Below are 17,776 nucleotides of genomic sequence, written 5' to 3' on the forward strand. Positions count from 1 at the left end.
CGGAGCTGCGGGCGATCAGTCGTAGTACTCGTTGCCCAGGTGGGTGATGAGGTCCTCCCCCATGAGCCAGCGCATCGTGTTCTTGAGCTTCATCGACTGGATGAAGAGATCGTGCTCCGGGTACAGGGCCGGCGCGGTCATGGGGCTCTTGAAGTAGAAGCTGAGCCACTCCTGCGTGCCGCGCAGCCCGGCGCGCTGCGCGAGATCGAGGAGGAGCGCCAGGTCGAGCACGAGGGGCGCGGCGAGGATCGAGTCGCGGCAGAGGAAGTTCAACTTCACCTGCATCGGGTAGCCGAGCCAGCCGACGAGATCGATGTTGTCCCACCCCTCCTTGGCGTCGCCCCGAGGGGGGTAGTACTCGATTCGCACCTTGTGGAAGAGCTTGCCATAGAGCTCGCCGTGGACGTGCGGCTGGAGGATGTGCTCGAGCACCCCGAGCTTCGAGACCTCCTTCGATCGGAACGAGTCCGGGTCGTCGAGCACCTCGCCGTCGCGGTTGCCGAGGATGTTCGTCGAGAACCACCCCGCGACGCCGAGCATCCTCGCCTTGAGCCCCGGGGCGATCACCGTCTTCATCAGCGTCTGGCCGGTCTTGAAGTCCTTGCCGGCGATGGGGACCTCCTGCTTGCTCGCGAGCTCCCACGCGGCCGGGAAATCGACCGTCAGGTTCGGGGCGCCGTTCGCGAACGGGACGCGCTCCTTCAGGCAGGCCCACGCGTAGATCTGGGAGCTCGAGATCGCCGGGTGGTCCTCGGCGAGGCCCGCCTCGAAGCGCGCGACGGAGGAGTGGACCTCCGCGGGCGCGATATAGACCTCGGTCGATCCGCACCAGACGGCGACGGCGCGCGCAGCGCCGCTGTCGCGCAGGAAGGCGCGGATATCCTCCCGGACCTGCTCGACCATCGCGGCCTTGCTCGCGCCCTTCTTCACGTGGTTGCCGTGGAGCCGCCGGACGTACTGCGGGTAGAACACCGCGGGCATCGGGCGGATCCGCTCGAGCTCCTCGCGGACGGCGTCGAGGTGGCGGTGCTCGAGCACGTCCGCGTGCCGCGCCGACTCGTAGGCGTTGTCGGGGAAGATGTCCCACGCGCCGAACACCAGCTGATCGAGCGCCGCGAGCGGCAGGAAATCCTTGATCCTTGGCGCGCGTTCGTCGGTGCGCCGGCCGAGCCGGATCGTGCCCATCTGGGTGAGCGACCCGATGGGCGCCGCGAGCCCGCGCCGCGCGAGCAGGGCGCCCGCGATGGTCGTCGTGGAGACGGCGCCCAGCCCCGGCAGCAGGACCCCGAGCTTGCCCTCCGCGGTCTTGATCTCTTTCGGCTGCTTCACGTGACGTGTTCCCCCCGTGGTCGTGGGCGCTCGCCGGGCGAGGGCGGGCATCCGCCGGCGCCGTGGGCACGGCGAGCGCGAGGTCGGTCGAGGCCGCGCGGCGCTGCGACCCGCCGGGAGCATGAAGCTCGAGGACCGCGATCACCACGGGCCCGGCGCGCGCGCGATGGCGTTTCCCGCGGGCGCCCTTCGCGCGTTTCCGGCGCTCCCTTCCTCCCGGCGCCTCGGACGGCGGCATGAGGTGCTGCCAGGAGATGGCATGTTCGCGACGCGCCGGGCAACCCCGGCGGGCGATCGCGATCAAGGGGAGGGGCGCGGGTAGCCGGCGGCGGGGGTCATCGCCTCGATCCAGGCGCGGATCGCGGCGACGGCCTCCTCGTCGACGCGCCGGGTCGCGAGTGGCGGCATCTGCTCGGGCGGCGCGCCGGGCACGTCGCGCCGCGACATGCTGCGGAGCACGGCGCTGCGATCCGGATCGAGGGGCCTCAGCCGGTCATAGCGGGCTCCCGGCGGTGCTCCGGGCGGGCGGACCTTCGCGGGCTGGTTGATCGCCGTCTGGTAGACGCGCGTGCCGGGCACGTTGCCCACCCGGCCGGCGGCGTCGATGTCGAGGCGCATCTCGAAGTGCGTTGCGACGCCGCGCGGGTGGTGGCACGAGACGCCGCAGTTGACGTGCAGCAGGCCGAGGGCGCGCCGCTCCGTCGCGTTCCCGGGCACCTCGAGCGCGGCCGCGTCGGGGAGCGGGCCGCCGGAGGTCGTCGACAGGAGGCCGCGCTCGACGAGCTCGGCATACGTCAGGCCGTCGGCGCCCCGCGCGGCGAGCTGGATCGCCTCGAATCCAAGCGGGTTGTCGGTCTTGCCAGCGTGGCAACGGATGCAGTCGACCTGCGCCGGGATCGCATAGTCGGGGGCGCCGGGGACGTGGGGGACGCCGGCCTTCACCTGCGTCGCGCTCGCTCCGTCCTCCGACCAGGCGTAGGTGGCGCGCGTCCAGCGATCCTCCGCGGTCTTCCACAGGAACCTCGTCTCGATACGGCGGCTCGCGCCGGCGACGGGCAGACGGAACTCCTTCCACAGCCTGGTGCCGACAGGAAAGATCCAGTCGTTCATCCGGGAGACATCGATGGTCGCGCCCAGAGGGAGGTAGATCCACCGCGTCTTCTCGGCGCCGTCGCTCCAGAGCTCGAAGGCGGGCTTGAACTCGCGGACACCCGCCGCGATCGTGCGCGCGCCGGGGTCGCTGTAAAGCCCGGTGCAGCGGAGATCGTGAGGATCGGTGTCGCCGTCCTTGCACGGCGGCAGGCCTCCGGGCGCCTGGGCCGCGCCTTGGCCGGGGCGATCGCCTGTGCCGGCCGCGCGCGTGGTGGGCGCGGCCGCCGGGACGGTCTGGCCCGGTGCGGTGGGGAGAGGTTCGGGCCGGGGCGCCTCCTGCGCGCCGCAGCCGCCGCAGCCGGCCAGCAGCAGCGACGCGGCCACGGCTTGCCAGGCGCGGCCTCTCGTGGTGAAGGTGGAAAGGGAGGTACCCGCTTGCCCGAGAGACCGAGCCACCGGCGCGTCGTGGGGCGCGCTGCCTATGTGACGAGAGCGTGCCATCGGACCGCCTGGTGCCTCCTGCTGGCTGGCAGTGTAGCCGCCTGCGACAGGCGCGTGCAGGTCGCGGGGCCGCCCGAGGAGCCTCGTGAGGGCGGCCCTCCCGGCCAGGCCGCGGCGGGGAACCCCGTCCAGGCGGCTCAGGGGGGCACGGGGGCGCCTGGCGCGGCGCTCGCCGCGCAAGACACGCCGGCCGCGCAGGGGGCGCAGGGGGCGCCCGCCACGCAAGGCGCCCCCGCGGCGCAGGGGGCGCCCGCGAGCGCCTCGGATCTCGCTCGCCCGGCGAAGTGCGGGGGCGTCCCGCAGCTGAAGCTCACCCTGGTGGCGAGCGGGCTCGAGCAGCCGACGTATGTCGCCGGGCCGCCCGGCGATCCGTCGCGCCTCCTCGTGCTCGAAAAGACGGGGGTCGTCCGGCTCATCAAGGGCGGCGCCGTCCAGCAGGCGCCGTTCCTCGACGTGCGCTCGCGCGTGTTCTTCCCGGCGCCGAACGCGGAGGGCGGCCTGCTCGGGCTCGCGTTCCACCCGGACTACGCGAACAACGGGCGCTTCTGGCTCCACTATTCGTCGGCCCCGCGCGGCAACGTGGTGATCGAGGAGTGGAAGCGCGCGGCGCAGGGCGGCGACTCCGCCCATCCCGAGCCGGTCAGGTCGCTGGTCGACGTGAAGCACGGCGCCTGGAACCACGTCGGCGGGATGCTCGCCTTCGGCAAGGACGGCCATCTCTACGCCGCGATCGGCGACTCCGCGCGATCGCCGAGCCCCGCGGCCGATCTCACCTCGAAGCTCGGCAAGATCCTCCGCATCGACGTCGATCAGCCGGGCAAGGCGCCGGCGGGCAACATGACGAGCGGCGACCCGATGATCTGGGACTACGGGCTCCGGAACCCGTGGCGGTTCAGCTTCGACCGGCTCACCGGGGACCTGTACATCGGCGATGTCGGCCAGAAGAGCTGGGAGGAGATCCTGGTGGAGCGCCCTGGCCAGGGCAGGAACGATTACGGCTGGGAAGCGATGGAGGGCGCCCATTGCTACCCTCCTGGCGCGACGTGCAAGCCGCGCGGCCTCCCGCCCGCGGTCGAGCACCCGCGGAGCGAGGCGGGCTCCATCGTCGGCGGCTATGTCTACCGCGGGGCGAAGATCCCGTGCCTGCGCGGCCGTTACCTGTACGCCGACTACGTGACGGGCCGCTTCTTCTCCTTCGTGTGGGACGGCAAGGCAGCGACCGATCCCGTCGAGCTGACCTCGGCGTTGAACCCGAACGGACTCCCGTCCTCGTTCGGCGAGGACGCGGCCGGGGAGGTCTACGTGGTGATGTTCAACACGGGGCGCGTCTACCGGCTCGATCCTGGCTGAGGTGGCTCCGCGGCCGCCGGCGCGTCGCCCGCTCTCTCCGGGACGGGCTGTCGACGTGGCGGCGACGAAGGGCTCTGCCGCAGCGCTGTGTCGAGGAACTCGCGCACGTCGCGCTCGAGCTGGCGGTGGAACGCCTCGCGATCGAACCCGGCGCGATCGATCGCGGGCAGGAAGTCCGGGCGCCGCATCTGGGGAGGAAACGGGCTCAGGAACGAGTGATGGTTCGCGTTCTCGACGACCTGGAACGTGACCCGGGCCGGGTCGGGGACGAGGTCGAGGACGAGCTGCCCCTGCCATCTCGGCGCGATGCGGTCGTGCTCCGCCACGAGCAGGAGGATGGGCACATCGACGTCCTTCAAGGCGTCGTTGGGCACGAACCAGCACGCCGCGGGGGCCATCAAGACCAGCGCCTTGACGCGCGGGTCCTTCGTGACCGCGACCCTCTGCCCCGGCCCCGTCCAGGGCTGCCCGCCCGCGAGGGCGAGCGCGGTGTAGCCACCCATCGAGTGCCCGATGACGGCGATGTCGTCGCCCAGCAGGCGAGGCCCGAGCTCGGCGTCGGTGCAGACAGCGTCCACCGCCAGCCGAGCGTGCCGGGGCCGGCGCTCCAGGTTCTCGATCGCCTCGGTCAGGGACCGATCGTTGCGATTGTCGCCGGGGTGCTCGGGCATCGCGACGACATAGCCGCTCTGTGCGAGGTGGGACGCGAGCGTCCGATACCCGAGGGGCGTCCCGCCGCCGCCATGCGAGATGACCACGAAGGGGAGAGAGCCGCCGTGCACGGGCGCATTCCAGGCCGCCTCGATCGAGTAAGGCCCCATGGCGACGACCCCGGCAGGGACGTGCGTCGGGTACATCACGAGGACCGGGAACGAGAGGTCGTTCATCGGGTCTCGAACGGTCAGGCTGCGGCAGCCCACGGATCGATTCATGCTCGTTTCTCCGGACGGTGTCGGGGGGATGGGAAGACCAGGGACGATGCCTGTCTGTTCACGGGAAGCTCACTGGAGCGGGAGGAAGACGTCCGTGACGGCCTCGTGATCGGGCACCTCCGGGAAGAAGCGCACCCGCTGCAGGAAGAGCGGGAAATCCCGCAGATCCTCTCCGCTCATGGGGAGCCACGTCGCATAGAGGTACCTCACTGCCACGTAGAGCGTGTCGTCGCATCCGACGTGCCGCAGGACGGCGCAGCGGCCGCCGGGGATCGCCTTCTCGACGACGCCGTGCTGGTTCTCTGAAATGGGGCGGTGGATGCTGGCGCAGAGGTCCGCGCGGTAGGCCTCCGGCGGGGTCTCGGCCGGGTCGTCGTACAGGACGTTGAAGGTCGCGCTGACTCCCGGCGGGAGCTTGTTCTCCCTGCGCCACGCGATGAACCGGCGCACCGATTCCAGGATCCGCTTCGGGTCGCCCCGGTGCTCGAAGGCGGCGACGCGCGTCTCCTCGAACCGCACGATCGCCACGTCCTCGGCGCGGTGAGCGGCCTTCATGGGGAGGGCCCTTGTCTCTCGCAGGCGCTCATGGGTCGCGTGCCAGGGATCCCACCGGGGCTGCTCCCGGAACTCGGAGGGGGACTGCCCGAAGGCCCTCTTGAAGGCGCGCGAGAAGGCCTCGGGGCTCTCGTAGCCGCTCGCCATCGCGATATCGATGATCCGGGCGTGCTCCCGGTCCGGGAGCGCGAGCCGGTAGGACGCGCTCCGCAGGCGGACGAGCTTCACGTACTCGTGGACTCCCATCCCGAACAGCTCGGAGAACTGCCGGTGAAAATGGTACTTCGAGAACGCGGCGACGCCGCTCAGCCGCTCGAGCGTCAGCTCCTCGTCCAGGTGCGCGTCGATGTGCTCGAGCACCCTGCGGAACCTGGCGATGTACGCGTTCTCGGCGGCTTCGGTCAACGCGGCGTCCTCCTCGGCGAGAGGCAAGGTAACGAGGCGCGGCGCGCCGTGCCTGACCGAAATTGCTGAATTTCGGGGCGACCGGGCCCCGGGGGGGCGCCCGAGCCGCCGGCCAGGCGCTTCACCCGGCGCGGGCGAGCTCGTCGCGCACCGCCGCCGTGAGCTCGATCGAGCGCACGCGCGCGGCGTGATCGCGGATCGGCGAGCTCACGATGAGCTCGTCGGCGCGGGTGCGAGTGATGAAGGCGTCCAGCCACCGCCGCACGGTCTCGGGCGAGCCGGCGACCGAGCGGCCAGCGCCTGCTCCAGTCAGGCTCCGCCGGGCGGAAGTAGCCCATCAGCTCCAGGACGTCCTGCGGGAAGCCGTCGGCGTCGCCGGCCAGGTTGCGGCGGGCGGCGCAGGATCCTGGCCGACATCTCGGAACGCGATGGGATCGTCGCGATCCTGGCGCATCTCGGCTTGCCCACGGAGGCGCCGAGGATCGCCCGGGCGCGGAGCCCGAGCTTCGACGCCGCGTGACCCGACGTGCTTGGAGCGCCGGTCTAGGCGGCGTCGGGGCGAACGTGTGCCCGTGGCGCGCCGCCGTGCGTGACAGGCGCGCCGAGAGGGGGCGACCGACTCGTCACGGAAGCTCGACCAGGGGTCATCGCGGCGGGTCGACACGCAGCGATGCGCGCCGGTGCGCACCATGCCGCGGCGAGCGAGGCGCTGCTGCGTTACGTGCTGCGACCCATGATCGCAAAGGAGCGCGTCGAGCCGCAGCAGGACGGCCTGCCGCGGCTCTCGCTCAAGCGCGCCATTGCGGACGGGACTGTCGCGGTGGATATGGATCCGGCTTGATTTGCCTGCGCGCTTGCGCTTCCTACGCCCTGGTGGTAGTGCCTCCTCGAGGTGAGGGATTACTGGTTATTTAGAGCGTGGAGGCTCTACGGCTTCGGTGGTGAGAGGACCTATGTGCTGCGAGCGCGTGATGCACCGGCCGAGCCGGCTGCGGCCCACCTCGAGCCTATTCCTGCCGTGTTCGCTTCGTTAGCCGTCGATGACTGGCGGGACGATAATGTTCGCGTCCTGCAGGACATGTTCTGCGAGCTCACGCTCAGCAGCTTGTCGAGCTTGCACGCCTATGACCAGAGAGTGGCCCGCGAGCTGATCGGCGTTCGCCTGCGGCAAGCCCTGCAGAGGGGAGAGCTCGTCGCCTTTCGCGAGGCTCGCACGCCGGCATCGTTCGTGCCGCGAGGCGTGGGTGCGAAAACACCGGAGCCGCGACAGCCGCCTCTGGAGGCGCCGGCCACGCTTTCGTTCTACGAGATCATCCTGCTCGATGAACTCGATGCTCCCATTGCGGGCGTGCGCTTCTCCATGCGCACGCCGGCCGGCACGTTCACGAGGACGACCGATGCTGGCGGCGTCGCCCGCGTCGATGACCTACCGCCTGGCATCGGTAACGCGTCCGTGGTCGACTTGGCCGAGCTGCGGGAGAGCTTGAAGGAGCGCGAGCGCAAGCCACGCCGCACGGCTCCACCACCCGACGGGGACGCGTGGCACATTCGCACGCTCGCGCGAGCGCTTGATCCGATTACGGTGCCCAGCGGCGAGCGACAGCACCTCATGCTGGTGACACGAACCGACGTGTTTGCGCTTGTCGCAGGTTGGGAAAGGCTATCACTTGCCGATGCGGCAGGCCCCTGGACCTTCCACGGGGGCACCGAGACGGTGCTGCGCCTGCATGCCGATTCGGCGGAGCGAAAGGTTCAAGTCCTTGGCCAACCGTTCTCCCTGCCCGAGTTCCTGCCCCCGAAGAACGATCCTCTACCAGGCGAAGCGGAGCGCTGGGAACCACCAAATATCTATATCGTCCAGCCGGGAGATACACTGAGTCTCATCGCCGCGCGCCATCTTGGCGCCGTGGATCGCTGGGGTGAAATCTGGGCACGGAATCGAGCATCGTACGAGGGTCGAACCCCCGACATCATCTATCCGGGCGACCGCTTCGTCATGCCTGATGATGCCCTTCCCCCCTGGTTGCGCGCTGCCTCAATCGATGCGCCCCCACAGCCCGCCGGCGACCTGACGGCGCCGGAATGGCTCAGCGTCGCCGTGGACTGGATTCATGAAGCGCTGTTTGACAAGGACTTCGACACGGTCATCTCCCTCCTGGAGAGCCTGCCCATCGAGCCCTCGCCGCCCCCAGCGCAGGCACCAGCGCCCATCCTCGAAGAGCTCATTTTTCGAGCTCACTTGACCCACCTGGCCTTCGAGGGGCAGGTCGATCCGCCCTACTCGGCGTCGGAGGAGGGATGACCCTGCACATCGCGGTCACCTGGCCAAACGCAAACAGCCCGCTTCTCCCGGACAACCTCGCTGACGTGAGATTGGAAGCCGGAGGCACGCCGCTCACGCCAAAGCAGACTGCGCCGGGGCGGCGGGAGTACGAGATCCCGGACGGTGCGGCGAAGCTCTCGCTGAAGGCGAGTTTTTCGGTTGCGTTCGGCCCGGTCAAGGGTACGGCCAAGAACCCGGATGTGCTGATCGACGTCGGAGCGATGACCCATGTCGTGCTCCGAGCCGAGCAGGAGTTCGATGTAGTCGACGGCGGAACGCGGCTACGACCGGTGGATCAACCGGCGTACGCAGGCCCGCATCCGCTCGTTCACATGGTCGGAGCGGCTAATCTTCATGCCGCTGTCTCCATCAAGCTTCGCACGGAGTTCGTCGACATCACGCCGTTCTGGAAAGTCTACGCGGCGGTCTGGAGCTATTACGAGGCCGAGCATAAGCCGGGTACCAGGCTCCTGGTGCTCGGCGCGACGGGCGCGACACCGATCATCTGGTTCGCGAGCATCCCGGACGCCTGTCTTCATTGCACCAACGGCTTCGCCTCGTGCCTCGTATTCTTCCGCCCGGAAAACTATATCTATACCCAGGTGAACCAGCCACACCAGATGGCCGCACTGGCCCGGTATCTCCTTAAACCCAAGGAGGCGGACGATGCAACGGCCCAGTCGTGGGAACGCGACTACATCGCCGGCGACGGATACAACCTCATCCGCTGCGGGTTCGAGGATGCGCTCGCACGGAGCCAGCGCGCTGTGGTGATGCTTCACCCCTGGCCGAGCGGCACGGCTTTCGGCGGCGCAGCGGGCAGCGAGCTGCCAGCTCTCTGCTCTGGCGCGCTTCGCCTGCTCTGGGCCGATCAGCACATCTTCCGGGGGACAGCCAATGTTCGACTCGGCCGTCTCGGTATCTCCGGCTTCAGCCGGGGTGGCGGTAGCCTGTGGCCCGCGCTGACCTCTAACATTGGTCGGGTCGATGAGGTGTACGCCTTCGATTGCGTCGGCACGGACACGAGCGCCGGAACGATCGTGCAATGGTACAATAGTCGTCCCGAAGCGCGGCTCCGGATGGTGGGTGGCGCGTACAACGTCGCGAAGCACCAAGCCATCTACCGAACGATTCAAACTACGAACGGGGTGACGGGGCCGCTCACGCACGTGACAGCGATCCCCGAGAGCAACGAGGGGTATGCGCCCAGGGGCAACCCGCTCTGGGATCACGTCCTCAAGGAGCGGGAGGACCTGCGAAGCCATCCCGATACACGGCATCAATTTGCGATTTTCGGCGGCTACATAGCCCTGCCCGGACCGTTCGCGCTGACGTTCCTGCTACGGTTCCTCAAGGAATCGCTGTTCATGGTCCCTTGAGTGCGCTGAATGCGCCTCTCAGGGGGCGCGCCGGAGGGCACGGCCTTGCCAGGTATAACGACCGCGGCCGCTGCAGACGCGCCGGTACACGTCGCGCGCCGATTGCCATGCCGCACGGCTTTCAGGCGCGGCGCCGCGGTGGGCCGCGTCGACGGCGTTGAGGGCATCATCGCAGGACGAGCCGGCGGCAGCGGCGGCCGAGTCCGAGAACCGGAGCACGCCCTCCTCGACCCGCGGCACGATCGCGACCCTGCAGATGGCCGGGTTCTGGGGAGCGCAATCATCAAGTGCCGCCGAGGAGGGCACGTCGAGTACTGGCCGGAGGGCGCTGCCCTCCGCGACGTAGAGCACCGTGTGTGCGACAAAGGGGACGAGCGCGGCCTTCTGCTCGCGCCCGCGCCAGCAGACAAGCAGCTCGGCATCGGGCAGAACGAGCGTCCCGCTGCAACTGCAGTCGTTGACCGGCTGAGGTGGGCTGACGGCGAGCGTCGACCAGCAGGCAGCGTCGGGCCGCCACCGCACGCCGCGGGCCGTGAGCCAGTCATCAACGTCGAACGGCGTGGCTGCATCGACCTTTGGACGCCCACCCGTCATCGCGGGGATCGGCGCGACAGCGGACGGCGGAGCGAGAACGCCGGCAGATGTCGCGGCGCCACCGGATGCGGTTGGAGTGACGCTGGACGAGGAAAGCGGAGACGTTCCAGACGGCGGTGGGCCGGTGGTGGATACGTTCAGTGGCACCGGCGACGATAGGTCGCACGCGATTAGGCTCGACGCGGCGAACAGGCGGGTGGTGAACGCGAGGAGGAAGCAAGCGGCTCGGTGCATGTCGGACGCAGGGTATAGCGCGGGGGCGGGTCAGGTCCTGCATACAAAGGAGGTCTTACGGTGAGCAGCGTGGGTGCGCGCGTGGTCCACGTGATCGGCCTCGGCGCTCAGACGTCGGTCGGCCTCACGTGCCCTCCACGATCGCGCCGGTCCGCGGCGCAATTTGCCGGTTTCGCACTTGGGACCACCTGCGCAACTGCCGCACCGACGACGCGTACGCCCGCCTCGGTCCGGTCCGAGCGTGAGCGTGCTCGAGCACCGTCGCGGGAGCCCGGTGGGCTTGGCCGGAGGTGGTCGAGCACCGCCCCGTGAACGAGCCGGGCTGCGCGCCGAGGCGCCTTCGGCAAGGCGCTTCACCCGGCGCGGGCGAGCTCGTCGCGCACCGCTGCCGTGAGCTCGAGCGAGCGCACGCGGGCGGCGTGATCGAAGAGCGGCGAGCTCACGATGAGCTCGTCGGCGCGGGTGCGGGTGATGAAGGCGTCCAGCCACCGCCGCACGGTCTCGGGCGAGCCGGCGACCGAGCAGGCCAGCGCCTGCTCCAGGCCGGCGCGGTCGAGGGGGCTCAGGTCGCGCTCGAAATCATCGACCGGAGGCGGAAAGGGTCCCGGCCGGCCACGGCGCAGGTTGACGAAGGCCTGCTGGAGCGAGGTCCACAGCCGGCGCGCCTCCTCGTCGGTGCCGGCGGCGACCACGTTGATCCCCAACATGACGCGGGGCTCTGCGAGCTCGTCCGAGGGGCGGAACTCCCTGCGGTACAGCGCGATCGCCTGCATCATCTGGCCCGGCGCGAAGTGCGAGGCGAAGGCGTAGGGGAGGCCGAGCGCCGCGGCGAGCTGCGCGCCGAAGAGGCTGGAGCCGAGGATCCAGATCGGCACGCGGAGCCCGGCGCCGGGCACGGCCTGAACCGGCTGGCCGGGCTCCGCCGGGCGGAAGTAGCCCATCAGCTCCAGGACGTCCTGAGGGAAACCGTCCGCGTCGCCGGCCAGGTTGCGCCTCAGCGCGCGGGCGGTGAGCGGGTCGGAGCCCGGAGCGCGCCCGAGCCCCAGATCGATGCGCCCTGGAAAGAGCGACGCCAGCGTGCCGAACTGCTCGGCGATCACGAGCGGCGCGTGGTTCGGCAGCATGATCCCGCCCGCGCCGACGCGGATCGTCGAGGTGCCGGCGGCCACGTGCGCGATCACGATCGACGTCGCGGCGCTGGCGACGCCGCCCATGTTGTGGTGCTCGGCCAGCCAGTAGCGGTGATAGCCGAGCCGCTCGGCGTGGCGCGCGAGATCGAGCGAGTTGCGGAGCGCCTGGGCGGCGTCTCCGCCCTGGACGATCGGGGCAAGGTCGAGAACGGAGAACGGAATCATGTTGGACACCTCGCCAGACTGTTGCACGCCACGGACGGTTGCGGCAGCGCTCGGGGACCGGCGCGGCTCGTGCGCGGTCTCCGCGCGCGATCGCGGCGAAGAGGCGCCCCCGCCAGCGCGCACCCCCGCCAGCGCGCCCCGCGGCGCGTCGCCCCGCGGCGCTCCAGCCGTCTGGAACGCCATGACGCGGCCGCGCCCGCTGTATTACGCTCGGCTCGTGCGCCGTTCGTCCTCGCCGCTGCGCCGCCTACCGCAGGTCCTGCTCGTCGTCGCCGCCTCGGCCGCCGCGGTCGCGTCGCCCGGGGGAGCGGCCGCGACCCTCTGGCCCAACGTGCCCGAGCAGATCGCGCGTGCGCTCACGTCGGGCGACGCCCTGGAGCGGCGCCTGGCCGCGACCCGCGTGGGCGAGCTCGCCCCGGAGACGGCGATCAGGCTGATCCAGCGGGGCATGAGCGATCCGGACGTCGAGGTGCGGCTGCACCTCGCCGGGGCGGCCGTGCGCCTCCGGATGCCGCGCGCGGGGGACCTCGTGATCGAGTGGCTCGGCGAGGGCGACGCGCGCCTGCGGCTCGCGGCCTGCGACGTGATCCGCGCGGCGCCCACGGACCGCTCCGTCGTCGCGCTCGGGCGGGTGCTCGGCGATCCCGACCCGCACGTCCGCCTCGCCGCCGCGACCGCGATGGGCGCGGCGGGGCTCCCGGACGCGGTCTCGCCGCTGCTCGGCCACCTCGACGACACCGCGCCGGAGGTGCGCGCGGAGGTCGCGCGCGCGCTCGGCAGGATCGGCGACGCGCGCGCCGTCGTGCCGCTGATCGGCAAGGTGCAGGACTCGGTGCCGGAGGTCCGCAAGGCCACGGCGCGCGCGCTCGGAGAGCTCGGAGACCCGCGCGCGGTCAGCGCGCTGCTGCTCGCGCTCCAGGACGCATCCCAGGACGTGCGCGTCGAGGCGGTGACCGCCCTCGGCCGGCTGCGCTCGGACGACGCGACGTCGGCGATCGCCGATCTCGTCACGGCGTCGCCGGGGGCCGCGGGCGCGTTCCCGGGGGCGCGGCCGTCCGACAGCGCCACCTCGAGCAACGACGTGCGGGAGGCGGCGCTCCGGGCGCTCGGCCGCATCGGCTCCGACGCGGCCGTGAAGGCGCTGCTCGCGGCGCTCGCGAAGGACAACCCCGCGGCGCCGCGCTCCGCGGTGCGCGACGCCCTCGTCAGCGCCGGCGCCGCGGCCGTCCCCGCGCTCGTCGCGGCGCTCGCGGCCGCGCCGTCGGCCAACACCGCCGCGGGCGCCGCCCTCGTGCTCGGCGAGCTCAAGGCCAGGGAAGCGCTGCCCGCGATCGAGCGGGGGATGCAGCGGGGCGTCGTCCCGCTCCGGCACGGGCTGCGCGCCCTCGGCGCGCTCGGCGATCCCGCGGCGCTGCCCGGCGTGCTGGAGCTGCTCGGCGACGCCGACCCCGCGGTCCGCGCGGAGGCCATCCGCGCCGCGGCCGCGCTGCTCGATCCAGCGCGGCCCGACGGGCGCGCGGTGGACCCGGCGCGCGCCCTGCTGGTCGACCCGGCGACCGCGCCCGACGAGAAGCTCGCCCTCGTCCAGCTGCTCGGGCGCACCGGCTCGCCGCGCGCGCAGGCGGCGCTGCTGCCGCTCGCCAAGGCGCGCTCCACGCCGCTCCGCCTCGCCGTGATCGAGGCGCTCGGGGCCGCGCGCGCGGCCGGGACGCTCGGCGCGGCTGTCGACGCCGCCCTGCTCGCGGCGCTCGACGACGAGTCGGCCGACGTGCGGCTCCGGGCGGCGATCGCGCTCTCCCGCGTCGCCGGCCCAGGCAGCGCCCGGCCGCTGCTCCAGCGCCTCACGGTCGCGGCGGAGCAGGACCGCGGCGCGCTCGGCATCGCCCTCTCGGGCGCCCTGTCGCGCGCGGACGACGCCAGCGGCGCGAAGGCCGCGAACGACGCGAGCGGCAAGGGCCTCGTCCACGACGTCGCGGCCGCGATCGCGAGCGCGCCGGACGCCGCGCGCGACGCGCTGATCGAGGGGCTCGGCCGCATGCCGGGGCAGGCCGCGGGCGCCGCGCTCGCGCGGATGGCCTCGGCGGCGCCCATCGACGATCGCCGCAAGATCGCCGAGGCGCTCGCGGGGCACCCGGAGGCCGCCGCCGCGCTCCGCAAGCTCGCGGGCGACCCGGATCCCGGCGTCCGCGCCAACGCGGTCTGGTCGCTGGGCGCGGCGGGGGACAAGGACGCGCTGCCGCTGCTCCTGCCGCTCCTCAAGGACCCCGACGCCGCCGTGGCGGGCAACGCGGCGGGCGCGATCGGGCGCGCCGCCGGCCGCGCCGGGCAGCCGGCCCGCGCGGCCGCGGCGCTCTGCGCGGCGCTCCCCGACGCGCGCCCCTACGTGCGGGCCAACGCGCTCGCGGCCCTCACCGTCGCCGGCGCCCGCTGCGACGGCGACGCGGCCCGGGACCTGCTCGCGCGCGACCCCGCGGAGGCGGTCCGCCTCGCGGCCGCCGACCACCTCGCGCGGAGCGGCGCCGACGACGATCGCCGCGCGCTCGCCCGCTGCGCCGCCGAGGACAGGAACGCCACGGTCGCCGGGCGCTGCGCCCGCGCCGCGCCGCCCCGCGCGCCGGCCGCCGGCGCCGAGGACGTCGCGGTCTTCATCGTCCCGTTCGACGCGGGCCGGGGCGGCTCGGTCCGCGACGCGCCGGCCCCGCGCGCGCCCTTCGCGCTCGTGCGCGCGGACGGGCTCATGCGCCTCGGCGTCGCGGACCGGCGCGGAGAGATCTTCGAGCGCGGCGCTCCCCGAGGGCCGATCCGCCTGACCGTCCCGGCCCCGCTCGTGAAGTGAGCCCGCGCCCGCCGCGCTGAGCCGGACACCATGCGAACCCGACCCGACGTCGAGCTCCGGATGTCCAGGACCGTCCACCCGGGCGACGTCGTCCTTGTCGAGCTGGTGCTCCGCTGCCGCGGGAGGACGCCGGTCGACGCGATCGAGCTCCACCTGGAGGGCATGCAGGTCGCCCGCGTCGAGGAGCGCGTCCTCGTGCCGCCCCATTTCCTCTCGCTCGTCGCCCGCGTCTCGGGGGCGACGACGCTCCCGGAGGGCGAGCAGCGCTACCGCGCGAGCTTCCCGCTCCCGGACGACGCGCCCTGCTCCTACCTCGGCACGCGCGCCGAGATCCGCTACGGCATCACGCTCTCCATCGCGATCCCGTGGTGGCTCGACGTCCAGGAGTCCTACGAGGTGCTCGTCACGCCCCGCCCCGTCACGCGCCCGGGCCGGTCGCCGGCCGCGGGGACCACGGCGCGCGGCGACAGCCCCTTCGTCGAGGTCTCGCTCGACGATCGCGTCTTCGCGCCGGGCGACGAGATCTCGGGGGCGGTGGCCCTCGGCAACGTGCAGGGCCGCGGCGTGCGCGGGATCGAGATCTCGCTGGTCGGCGTCGAGCGCCTCCTCAGCGCCGACCGCTCCGCGCCGAACCGCGCGACCGAGGCGCACCGCTTCACCGCCTTCCGCCGCGCGGACAGCCGCGACGAGGGGCGGGAGCTGCCCTTCCGGTTCCGGATCCCCCGCTCGGTCGCGCCGTCGTTCGACGCCGGCTGGGTCGCCCTCGTCTGGGGGCTCGAGGTGCGCGTCGATCTCGCGCGCGCGGACGGCGTCGTCCACACGACGCCGCTCGTGCTCGGCGTCTTCGACAGCCCGCCCGGCCTCGGCGCGATGCGGCGGCAGATCGGCTCCGGGAGGTGGCGCGCCGTCTGGGAAGCGGTCGGCGCGCGCCACGGCCTGTCCCTCGACGCGCTGGAGCTCCGCCTCTCGGGTACGCTCTCCGGCGCCGCGGCGTCGGTGTGGATCGACGCGGGCTCCTCGTCGAGCGGCGCGCTCGTGGGCGAGCTGCGCTGGCCGTCGTGGGGGCTCGACCTGGAGGTCGGCGTGAAGCGCTTCCTGCTCGCGCTGTCGTCCGAGGACGACGAGGGCTTCGGCCGCCGTTACCGCGTGCGCGGGCGCGATCCCGGCCAGGTGCGCGCCGTGATCGCGGGGCCGCTGCGCCGGGCCCTGCTCGCCTTCGACGACGTCCGGCTGGACGACGAGCACGTGTCGGTCCGGTCGCGGACGCCGGGCCACGATCAGCCCTGGCTCGGCGCGTTCCTGGAGCACCTCGCCGCGCTGGCGGCCGAGATCGGCGCCGCGAAGAAGCGCATCCCGCCGCCCACGCCGATGGCGGGGATGCGCGCGGCCTGGGAGCGGTTCGCGGCCGAGGTCCACGGCCGCTTCGAGGTGGGCCGCATGCGCATCCGGGACGCGCAGGTCGACGGCGCGACGTTCCACCTCGACACCTGCTTCGAGCGAGGCCCGCACCCCGAGCGCTCCGAGATCACGCTGGTGGTGGATCCGCCCCTCGACGCGGGGCTCGATCCCGACGATCCCGAGCAGCTGCGCGCCGCCTCGCCGAGGGCGCGCGAGGCGGTCAAGGGCCTGCAGGCCCGCACGCGCGCGCTCCGGATCGCCCCGCACGCCATCGTGATCACGCTGCCGGCCCCGCTCGAGGACCCCGCCACCCTGCGCGATCTGCTCGGCGAGCAGCTGCACGTGGCGGCGCTCCTGCGCGGCCCGCGCGCCGCCCGCCCGTACCGCTGAGCGGCGAGGAGCGGGCGCCCGGGCGGGGGGCAGCACTCCGGAACCGGGAATCCCCCTAGGGCGCGCGGCTCGCTGATTTCCACACAAAACGCTGGCGGATCCGGGCTAGAGTCCCCGCCCATGCTCGACAAGCTTTCTCGCGAAGAACGCCTCCAGCTGATGCGGTTCATCTGTTCGTTCGCCTGGGCTGACCTCCAGGTGCGCGACCAGGAGCGCGAGTTCGTGCGCAAGATGATCCTGCGGCTCCACCTGGACGCGGAGGAAGCCAAGCAGGTGCGCGGCTGGCTCGAGGTGCCGCCCGCGGCCGACGACGTGGATCCGATGAAGATCCCGCGCGCGCACCGGCAGCTCTTCCTGAACGCCGCGCGCGAGATGATCTCGTCCGACGGCGAGATCGGCGAGGAAGAGCGCGAGAGCCTGAGCCTCCTGGATCAGCTCACGCGCTGACGCGGGCGGGGGGCGACGGATGACGGACGACGGACGGCGGATGAGCCGGTGAGCGGTGGAACGATGAGCACGATGGCGCAGGGAGGGGCCGGCGAGGGCCGGACCCCAGCGGAAATGGGAGCGAGCTCGGCCGAGAAGCCCTGGGTCGGCGTGATCATGGGCGGCAAGAGCGACTACGAGCACCTCGCCGTCACGAGCGAGCTGCTCACGCAGCTCGGCATCCCGCACGAGGTGCGCGTCGTCTCGGCGCACCGCACGCCGGACCGGATGTTCGAGTACGCGAGCACGGCCGCGGAGCGCGGGATCGAGGTGATCATCGCCGCCGCCGGCGGCGCCGCCCACCTGCCCGGGATGGTCGCGGCGAAGACGGTGCTGCCCGTCATCGGCGTGCCCATCCCCGCCACGGCGCTGAACGGGATGGACGCGCTGCTCTCGATCGTCCAGATGCCGAAGGGCGTCCCCGTCGCCACGATGGCGATCGGCAAGCCCGGGGCGGCCAACGCGGCCCTGTTCGCGGCGGCGGTCCTGTCGGGCAAGCACCCGGAGCTCCGCGAGCGCCTCGCCGCCTTCCGCGGCGCCCAGGAGGCGGCGGTGCTACGCGACTCGGTCATCGTCTAGCTCGTCAGGCCTCGTCAGGCCTCGTTTCGGTCCCCCTC

General features: G+C 72.4%; 14 protein-coding genes. 8 read left to right on the forward strand and 6 right to left on the reverse strand.

Features of this window, described 5'->3' with window-relative positions:
- Nucleotides 1–15 precede the first annotated feature (15 nt).
- Both WME97_RS09585 and WME97_RS09590 read right to left on the reverse strand, forming a co-directional pair.
- Nucleotides 16–1,329, reverse strand: coding sequence for an inositol-3-phosphate synthase (locus WME97_RS09585; protein ID WP_437551346.1), 1,314 nt, complete (start codon nucleotides 1,327–1,329; stop codon nucleotides 16–18).
- 300 nt (nucleotides 1,330–1,629) lie between these two features.
- Nucleotides 1,630–2,805 carry a hypothetical protein gene (locus WME97_RS09590; protein ID WP_437551348.1) on the reverse strand — a complete coding sequence of 392 codons (1,176 nt, stop codon included), beginning with the start codon at nucleotides 2,803–2,805 and terminating at the stop codon, nucleotides 1,630–1,632.
- Nucleotides 2,806–2,856: 51 nt separating this feature from the next.
- On the opposite strand from WME97_RS09590, the gene WME97_RS09595 reads away from it, so the two are divergent.
- Nucleotides 2,857–4,272, forward strand: coding sequence for a PQQ-dependent sugar dehydrogenase (locus tag WME97_RS09595; RefSeq protein WP_437551350.1), 1,416 nt, complete (start codon nucleotides 2,857–2,859; stop codon nucleotides 4,270–4,272).
- Here the strand turns inward: WME97_RS09595 and WME97_RS09600 are convergent.
- Complete coding sequence (locus WME97_RS09600) at nucleotides 4,251–5,204, reverse strand: alpha/beta hydrolase family protein (RefSeq protein ID WP_437551352.1); 954 nt, start codon at nucleotides 5,202–5,204, stop codon at nucleotides 4,251–4,253. The genes WME97_RS09595 and WME97_RS09600 overlap by 22 nt on opposite strands.
- Nucleotides 5,205–5,273: 69 nt before the next feature.
- Nucleotides 5,274–6,164: an AraC family transcriptional regulator gene (locus tag WME97_RS09605; RefSeq protein WP_437551354.1), complete on the reverse strand. Its 891-nt coding sequence runs from the start codon at nucleotides 6,162–6,164 to the stop codon at nucleotides 5,274–5,276.
- 670 nt (nucleotides 6,165–6,834) lie between these two features.
- On the opposite strand from WME97_RS09605, the gene WME97_RS09610 reads away from it, so the two are divergent.
- From WME97_RS09610 to WME97_RS09620, 3 genes are read left to right on the forward strand one after another with little or no spacing between them, the layout of a single operon-like run.
- A complete protein-coding gene (locus WME97_RS09610; protein ID WP_437551356.1) occupies nucleotides 6,835–7,005 on the forward strand; it encodes a hypothetical protein in 171 nt (56 codons plus the stop codon).
- A 51-nt stretch (nucleotides 7,006–7,056) separates the two neighbouring features.
- Nucleotides 7,057–8,466 (forward strand): LysM peptidoglycan-binding domain-containing protein, encoded by a 1,410-nt coding sequence (locus WME97_RS09615; RefSeq protein WP_437551358.1) that lies wholly within the window; start codon nucleotides 7,057–7,059, stop codon nucleotides 8,464–8,466.
- Entirely contained in the window at nucleotides 8,463–9,866 is a 1,404-nt protein-coding gene (locus WME97_RS09620; RefSeq protein WP_437551360.1) for a hypothetical protein, read from the forward strand. The genes WME97_RS09615 and WME97_RS09620 overlap by 4 nt, the downstream gene beginning before the upstream one ends.
- A gap of 18 nt (nucleotides 9,867–9,884) precedes the next feature.
- Here WME97_RS09620 and WME97_RS09625 read toward each other — a convergent pair whose 3' ends face one another.
- Nucleotides 9,885–10,460, reverse strand: a complete 576-nt coding sequence (locus WME97_RS09625) for a hypothetical protein (RefSeq protein ID WP_437298848.1) — start codon at nucleotides 10,458–10,460, stop codon at nucleotides 9,885–9,887.
- Nucleotides 10,461–11,047: 587 nt separating this feature from the next.
- Nucleotides 11,048–12,049, reverse strand: coding sequence for an LLM class flavin-dependent oxidoreductase (locus tag WME97_RS09630; protein ID WP_437551362.1), 1,002 nt, complete (start codon nucleotides 12,047–12,049; stop codon nucleotides 11,048–11,050).
- A 217-nt stretch (nucleotides 12,050–12,266) separates the two neighbouring features.
- On the opposite strand from WME97_RS09630, the gene WME97_RS09635 reads away from it, so the two are divergent.
- From WME97_RS09635 to purE, 4 genes are all read left to right on the forward strand, one after another.
- Nucleotides 12,267–14,885 (forward strand): HEAT repeat domain-containing protein, encoded by a 2,619-nt coding sequence (locus WME97_RS09635; RefSeq protein WP_437551364.1) that lies wholly within the window; start codon nucleotides 12,267–12,269, stop codon nucleotides 14,883–14,885.
- A gap of 30 nt (nucleotides 14,886–14,915) precedes the next feature.
- The gene (locus WME97_RS09640) at nucleotides 14,916–16,673 is read left to right on the forward strand and encodes a hypothetical protein (protein ID WP_437551366.1); all 1,758 of its coding nucleotides are present in this window, start codon (nucleotides 14,916–14,918) and stop codon (nucleotides 16,671–16,673) included.
- A gap of 120 nt (nucleotides 16,674–16,793) precedes the next feature.
- Nucleotides 16,794–17,120: a TerB family tellurite resistance protein gene (locus tag WME97_RS09645; RefSeq protein ID WP_437551368.1), complete on the forward strand. Its 327-nt coding sequence runs from the start codon at nucleotides 16,794–16,796 to the stop codon at nucleotides 17,118–17,120.
- A 114-nt stretch (nucleotides 17,121–17,234) separates the two neighbouring features.
- Nucleotides 17,235–17,738, forward strand: coding sequence for a 5-(carboxyamino)imidazole ribonucleotide mutase (purE, locus tag WME97_RS09650; RefSeq protein ID WP_173427451.1), 504 nt, complete (start codon nucleotides 17,235–17,237; stop codon nucleotides 17,736–17,738).
- Nucleotides 17,739–17,776 lie beyond the last annotated feature (38 nt).

Origin of the sequence: Sorangium sp. So ce367 (genome assembly GCF_051520455.1) — a bacterium.
GTDB classification, from domain to species: Bacteria; Myxococcota_A; Polyangia; order Polyangiales; family Polyangiaceae; genus Sorangium; species Sorangium cellulosum_B.

Coding starts and splice junctions, on each gene's coding strand:
- WME97_RS09610 (WP_437551356.1), top strand. CDS start 6,835: ATGCGCGCCGGTGCGCACCATGCCGCGGCGAGCGAGGCGCTGCTGCGT.
- WME97_RS09625 (WP_437298848.1), bottom strand. CDS start 10,460: ATGACGGGTGGGCGTCCAAAGGTCGATGCAGCCACGCCGTTCGACGTT.
- purE (WP_173427451.1), top strand. CDS start 17,235: ATGGGAGCGAGCTCGGCCGAGAAGCCCTGGGTCGGCGTGATCATGGGC.
- WME97_RS09620 (WP_437551360.1), top strand. CDS start 8,463: ATGACCCTGCACATCGCGGTCACCTGGCCAAACGCAAACAGCCCGCTT.
- WME97_RS09645 (WP_437551368.1), top strand. CDS start 16,794: ATGCTCGACAAGCTTTCTCGCGAAGAACGCCTCCAGCTGATGCGGTTC.
- WME97_RS09640 (WP_437551366.1), top strand. CDS start 14,916: ATGCGAACCCGACCCGACGTCGAGCTCCGGATGTCCAGGACCGTCCAC.
- WME97_RS09630 (WP_437551362.1), bottom strand. CDS start 12,049: ATGATTCCGTTCTCCGTTCTCGACCTTGCCCCGATCGTCCAGGGCGGA.
- WME97_RS09600 (WP_437551352.1), bottom strand. CDS start 5,204: ATGAATCGATCCGTGGGCTGCCGCAGCCTGACCGTTCGAGACCCGATG.